The sequence below is a fragment of the Microvirga soli genome (genome assembly GCF_016734765.1).
Taxonomy (GTDB): Bacteria; Pseudomonadota; Alphaproteobacteria; order Rhizobiales; family Beijerinckiaceae; genus Microvirga; species Microvirga soli.
This window is the reverse complement of record NZ_JAERQE010000107.1, coordinates 1-6,037: the sequence shown is the minus strand read 5'-3', so window position 1 is coordinate 6,037 and position 6,037 is coordinate 1. Positions and strand designations below refer to the sequence as shown.

At 57.8% G+C, this 6,037-nt stretch carries 7 protein-coding genes; 1 reads left to right on the top strand and 6 read right to left on the bottom strand.

The annotated features are described in order from the left end of the window. Positions 1-538: 538 nt before the first annotated feature. The 3 genes from JKL45_RS29075 to JKL45_RS30375 all read right to left on the bottom strand — a co-directional run bounded on the left by JKL45_RS29075 (position 539) and on the right by JKL45_RS30375 (position 3,685). Positions 539-1,315: a hypothetical protein gene (locus JKL45_RS29075; protein WP_201865247.1), complete on the bottom strand. Its 777-nt coding sequence runs from the start codon at positions 1,313-1,315 to the stop codon at positions 539-541. A gap of 1,286 nt (positions 1,316-2,601) precedes the next feature. Then, entirely contained in the window at positions 2,602-3,270 is a 669-nt protein-coding gene (locus JKL45_RS30380) for a hypothetical protein (protein WP_246499108.1), read from the bottom strand. Positions 3,271-3,286: 16 nt separating this feature from the next. Continuing rightward, the gene (locus tag JKL45_RS30375; protein WP_246499107.1) at positions 3,287-3,685 is read right to left on the bottom strand and encodes a hypothetical protein; all 399 of its coding nucleotides are present in this window, start codon (positions 3,683-3,685) and stop codon (positions 3,287-3,289) included. Positions 3,686-3,962: 277 nt separating this feature from the next. Between JKL45_RS30375 and JKL45_RS29065 the strand changes: the two genes are divergently transcribed. Further along, the gene (locus JKL45_RS29065) at positions 3,963-4,325 is read left to right on the top strand and encodes a hypothetical protein (protein ID WP_201865246.1); all 363 of its coding nucleotides are present in this window, start codon (positions 3,963-3,965) and stop codon (positions 4,323-4,325) included. A gap of 65 nt (positions 4,326-4,390) precedes the next feature. Here the strand turns inward: JKL45_RS29065 and JKL45_RS29060 are convergent, their stop codons facing one another. The 3 genes from JKL45_RS29060 to JKL45_RS29050 form a co-directional block, all read right to left on the bottom strand. Beyond that, a complete protein-coding gene (locus JKL45_RS29060; RefSeq protein WP_201865245.1) occupies positions 4,391-4,624 on the bottom strand; it encodes a hypothetical protein in 234 nt (77 codons plus the stop codon). A gap of 243 nt (positions 4,625-4,867) precedes the next feature. Then, positions 4,868-5,584, bottom strand: a complete 717-nt coding sequence (locus tag JKL45_RS29055) for an RES family NAD+ phosphorylase (protein ID WP_201865248.1) — start codon at positions 5,582-5,584, stop codon at positions 4,868-4,870. Then, positions 5,578-5,874 carry an antitoxin Xre/MbcA/ParS toxin-binding domain-containing protein gene (locus tag JKL45_RS29050; protein ID WP_312897055.1) on the bottom strand — a complete coding sequence of 99 codons (297 nt, stop codon included), beginning with the start codon at positions 5,872-5,874 and terminating at the stop codon, positions 5,578-5,580. Before JKL45_RS29050 ends, JKL45_RS29055 begins: the two co-directional genes overlap by 7 nt. Between the last annotated feature and the right edge of the window lie 163 nt (positions 5,875-6,037).

The following is a 6,037-nucleotide window of genomic DNA, read 5'->3' as shown; positions in this document are numbered from 1 at the left end:
GCAGTCGGGCCAGAGCTGTCTGCTCCTGTATGATCCGGCAACCGGAGAGCCGCAGGCGATGCAGATTGCGATGCAGATTGCGATGCAGAGGACCCTGACGCTGCTGTTCATCCGGCTGGCCTATGTCTCCTATGTGTCGTGGAAGAAGCCAAGCGCCAGGCGGGCAGGGCAGGACTAAGCTCTTCGTCAGCGGCAGGCCTGCTAATGTCTGACCTGCCGCTTGGGAGCTTTGTATGGCCTATGGCGCTGGCTAAGATGGTCGCCGAAAGTGCTGCGCCAGGTTTCCTCGCCAGATCGGCGCGTCCTGTCTGAAGCCAGATTCAGGCAGAGGAGACCAAACCCTCCCCAAGAGTTCAACTCTGGGGAGCAGCCATTGTTTGGAAATCCCTCAGGCTACATACCGATCACGAGATGCAATCTTTCGCCTGTCCTGCTCCCGTGCACGTATGGTGCACCTAAGGTATCACTCCAACAGTCATGAATGGTCGCTGTGCTTCGCTATTATGATCTGTTCTGGGTTGGAGTTGCTGTCCTGCGATTAAGCGGGCTGGGTGAGCGTCCGCCCGTCCTCGCTGTCATAACGTAACCGCCAGCCTGGGGCAGGGATGTCCTTGGGTCTAGCAACGAATTTCCAGAGGGTGCCATCATAGGGAAAGAGGTTCTCCTGCGCCCATGCCTGGCGTTCCGGTGTGCGCGCCGGATGCAGACAGCAATCGTCCAGCCATTGTCGATAAGCCTCAATGAATGATTTGAAGTCTAGGGGCTCTGGAGCCCTTGGAGAGGCGAGCTCGACTGGCGGCATCCATGAGCCTTCCGTGATCTCTGGGAGAGGAAAGTCCTCTTCGCTGTCAGGGCTTGAGGCCTGGGCAGGATGCTCCTCAATATCTACATTCACAGGCTGCCGCTCGTTGTCATCTGTGATGCTCTCATTGGCGTGTCGGTGCCATTCGGCAGCCATACCGGTCAGGCCGAACACCTCCAGCAACTCACGAGGCATTGTGGTCCATTGTTGCGCTGACATGCCGAGAAACACAGTCGCGGGCTTGGTGCTGCCTTCCGCGCCGGCAGACCAGAATTCTTTCAATCTGGCGAGGCGCTCGACTTCTTCTGACGGCAGGCTCAGCATACCAGCGCGACGGGCGTGCTCCGTCGCTTGGCGGTCGATCTGGAGCACGACACTCTTGAGCTCGGTTATTTGCTCCCCAAATGCGTACTGGTTTTCCAGCATCAGTTCCGCCAGAGCCATGCCCTCAGCGGCTTTCTGCTTGAGCCGTTCCTTGTGGTTTCGCTGCCGCTCGGCATTGGACTGAGCCACGAGCCTCTCCCTGTTACACACGGGCCATGGGAAAGACTGCGTTACTAACAAACGGTTAAGCAAAAGCTAACAGCACGGAGTCGAGGCAAAGCAAAGCCTTTGGCCGTTGCGGTGGTCAGGCGTAACTCGCGTGGGGTCTGGACGTGGCTCAACTCCACCGTTTCGGCGCGCGCTCTTCCTACAGAAGGCCTCGAACCTGCTGGGCTCAATTCCGCAGATGTTATGGGTTCAGCATTTTGCTGCTCTTTGATGCAGGTCCCCCAGGACCGTGACTAACGGAACTCGGCGTAGGCTCAATACCTCAGTTTCGACGCAGGGGGTGTGGTTCCGATGTTAGTAACGCTTGCACAGTGTGCGATGCTGTTCAAAAGACAGCCCCCAATGGTCGCGATTCTCGGCTTCGGCATCATCTGGCACCAAGCGGGATCCTACAGCCCTCACTCTGCCCCGAGTGCATTGATCGTTGTTAGTAACGGATAGTCGAGGGATGCCATCTTGCCTTTAAAGCGAGGCGTTCCTGGCGCAGGGTTGGGAGCGAGGCTCAATACTGTAAACTGTGTGGGTTACTCATGGACGGCAGGGTCGAGGCTCAATTCCGCAAACCCTCTGCATGCTCCCTTTGGCGTGTGCCTGCCACACCTTGCCAGCCATACTGTGGCCGTTAGTAACGGCTGACACCAAGGCTCAATACTGTAGTTTGTGTGGGTTGCTAACGACAGGGGACTCTTGGGCTCAATTCCGCAAATGTTGTGCGTCGAACTTTTCGTTGCTCTTGGGATCGGTGGTTGCATCAGTGCAGATCCTTTTGGGCCGTGCTGGGTCCGAGCCAACCTGGGCTCAATACTGTAGTTTCGACGTGGAACGTGCACTTTGAGTGTCGTTAGTAACGCGTACTCATTGTGCGTCGTTGCTCACAATCGGGTTACAAAGGTAATGGCCAGTGGTGCAGCTCCTGAATGATCCAGCGCTGGGCGCGCTCACGGATCTGCCGCTCTGTTTCCGAGCACAGACACTCCGTTACTAACGGATTGGGCAAGGGCGCAATCCTTCCAATGTGCTAACAGATTGAAACAACCTTGTGATTTGTTGGCCAGCGCCTTGTTGGCTCTGGGTTTGGACGAAAGCTCAATACCGTAGTTTTTATGCGTTACTAACGATCGACAGGTTTGAGGCTCAATACCTCAAACTGTATGCATAAGCATCCTGGGAACTCCGACGCCTGCCCAAGCCTCGCGCCTGATCCTCGTTAGTAACAACACGTGTGGCTGTGGCTCATTCCTGTAATCTCACGTCAGCCGACGTCCTCCCGTCAGGCGCAGCGATCCGTCAGCGCCGGTGACCTTTGTCTGATCAAGGTTGAGGTTTCCGAGCTTCCAGGACTGAAGCACCACAGAGGTGCTCCCAACGGCCTTTGGCTTGACGCCCCCCTCAGCCACATGCTCGATGGTCAGGGTGTTTCCGCTCCAGTCCAGCAGGAGACGGTCGTCTGGACCGAATCCGGCTTGGTCCCACAGATTCCGCGGCAGGCGAATCGAGGTGTAGAACCTGTCCGAACGCTTGGCGTCCGCAATGGACCTCACCACGACCGCAGCGGATGTGATCGGGCTTGCTTGCTCCTTACTCTGCCACTTGCGGCGAGAGCGCGGTGGCAGCCCCTCAACATCCGGCACTGACTCAGGTGCTGGCTTGGCATCAACGGGTTGCGTCCGCTCGAGATTGGCCTGAGCCTCTGCCGCCGGCGGATGATCCATCTGAGGGAGTGGCAGATGCGGTATCATCTGGATGGCGCTGGCCACCTGCCGGAGACCGCCCGAGAAGCTTTCTGTTGACTGGAGGAGGGCAGGGGCCAAACCTGCGATGGCTTCGATCTGCTGACCGCCGATGGCTACCAGCTTGCCCACCTGATCAGCCATGAGTTCGACTGCCGAACGCAGGCCCTTCAGGTCCGCCACCATCCCGGCCAGAACCTGCTCAACTTCGGTTGATAGGGGGGGCTGAGAGGTTGGGCTGCTGCAGAGGCTTCGATGGTGAAGCCTCCTTGGGGCGGAAGACCTCAGCGGCGAGAGCCTCGGGCTTGCCGAGATGCCGGGCCAGAATGTCGGCGGTATCCCGCTGGGGCTTGCCGGCTGACCTGCTGTCGCGGCGGGGTTGACCCAGGCAGGCCGGACATAGATCATAGGAACGATCCCGGCCGAGCAGCCAACCACGGTCGTTGAAGTAGCTCTTGACCGTATCGCTGCTGGTGGGCTTAGCAGCCTCATAACTGTCGGTGCTAGCACAGGCCGAGCAGCGGACGGCGAAGCGGTACTTGGAGGGCGCACCACCACTGCGGGTAATCTGCGGCTCGAACTGACGTGCGATGCCGGGCATCTGGCGTGTCCTATGTCAATCGCGAGGGGCTTTCCGGCTGGGAACAAGTCTCATGGCCGAGTGTCATTTCGACAGGAAAGCAATTGGAGGGATGTGAAGTCAAATAACGCCCTTCTGGAGATTTTCCAAGGCCTCTCACGAGTGAGCGACCACCGACTCTCCAAATGGGGTGAGGTTGCCTGACGGTTCAGACGGGTAACGGCTCATTAACCATACTTGCCCATTCTTCCCTCGTGCTCTGAGGCGGTCACAGAGCTGTTTCTCACAAGGCAAGCAGATGATGTTCAAGATCCTCACCGATGCAGTCGATGAGAAGCTCGCGTTGATTGCACCTGTTTTAAGAAGGATTGAGCAGGATGGTCAGAGTGCTGATCTGCTCGACCTCTGCTCTCATCTCATTCGTGCCCTTCGCCTGTTTGAGCGGAATCCCGGTATTGAGGCTGCTGCCGATGATCTGTATGCGGCCGCGGCCGCGCTGGTTGGAGAGAACATGAGGCCCTCGCAGCCCAGTGCAAGAGGGCGGCGCCTTCTCAAAGATGCTCATCTGCGCTTTTGCAGCCGGCTCGAGGCGGCTGCTGGTCGTCTAAAATCTTATGAGTACCTGGTTGTTCCGGATCTTTCCGTCCGCCAAGCGGCCTGACGAGACAGTCTCTGCCGCTGAAAGTTGTTTCTTCCAGGCCCATCTCGTGTGCAGGGGATGTGAGATCAATTCAGGGCGTCAGCGGCTTTTTCGAGCAGAGCCTGAAACGAAGGCTGGTTCTTCTGCCCGACCACAACAGCGTAAAGTCGGAGACTGGAGGCTGTTGCTTCATCCTGCTCACCCTGGGCGAGCTTGGCGGCCGCTCGGTCCAGGAGTTCGGCCCAATCCTTCTCACCCTGGCCCAGCAACACCGCTGACCACAGGCCCAATTCACCGGAGAGCATCTTGTGGTCAGGCATGGGTGCCCTCGCTCGTATGTGCGGCCTCGACACTATCGCCACCACGGCAAATCAAAGAGCGCCTCGGCTGAATGAACCGGGCGGGGTTCTCAGCCGAGGCGTGTGCGGTGCCGATTGCAACACCACGCAGCTACTCTGATGCCTGTTAAGTAAAAATCTCGTTTCCAGCTATGTCAGCTGTCATATTACTCCGGAATTCAGGCGCGAGTGAGGGTGTTGAGAAGCAATCTTCACTCTAAGTGACTACACGATCCGGAAAATCTGGCCAGTGGTCGCATCACGGTAGAGATCAACCTTCGTGCCGTTCCAGTGATAGTCGAGATGCCGACCTTGGATGGTATTTGCGGCACAGTCCGGATGGAACAGCCCGACACACTCACCACCTGAATAACGAACGCTTGGGTAGACTATTCCATCGGAGTCTGATGCACGGAGCTGAAAGCCTAATGTTTGGCTCGGCTTGTAATCGCCGGGCAGGAGCAATCCCGATTGGGCGACCTCGTTGCTCCTCAGATCATGAAGATGTGCATTGATCTCGAGTACGATTTCCCGAAATCGAGATGTCCATCCAGCGGGTTCGTTCGTCCGGGCCATGAACTGTCCGTGGTGATGAATCGTCTCGAACAGAGCGACTTCAAAGGTGTTACCCGCGTAAAGCACTCCAAATGTCCCATCGCTGAAGCGGCTGGGTCGATCGGTGCTCACATGGGTAAAAGGCGCCATGAGATAGCTCGCGCCAGGGCCGGCGACGCGGCGTTTCTCGGGGACAAGGTCGAGAATGCCGATGGTCTCCATCAGGCGCGGATTGGTCTTCTGCTCCGCCGATATAATGAGGGGCCAATCGGCTGGGTCTGCAATGTCCTCGAAAAGATCGATCGGCGGAAAGATGCTGCGGATGATCCGAACTGAGCCACGCCACCTAACTTCAGGGACGGGAATCGAATTGGTGTCGATCACCAGGTGCCCCGCTCCGCGTCCAGGTAGCGGCGTACGCGCATCAGGTCGGTGAGTTCACCACCGAGCATCACCTCAAGGGCTGATCTTTGTGTGAATGCAGAGTTAGGCTTCCTGATCCAAGCATAGCCACGCTGCGGTTCGCGGAAGATAATTCGCAAGGCTTTATGGATGCCCATGAGGTTTGAAAGCCGGGCCTTACTGTCGCGATCAATGCGGCCGATCTCGCCAGCCTTCCAGCGCCGGTACGTTCGCACCGGCAGGCCGAGCAGGGTTGCCGCCTCTTCGTCTGTGATGTCTCACAGGCGGAACAGGTTGAGTGTTGCGTGAAACATCGCGGCGGCCTCTTCATCGGTGATCGGTGAGGGCCGGAAGTCCTTAGGTAGTCGGCCCTGAATAATGCGGCGGCACGAGGCGGGCGCTGGATTTCAGGCGACCTGAGAAGTATCCGATTGCGCG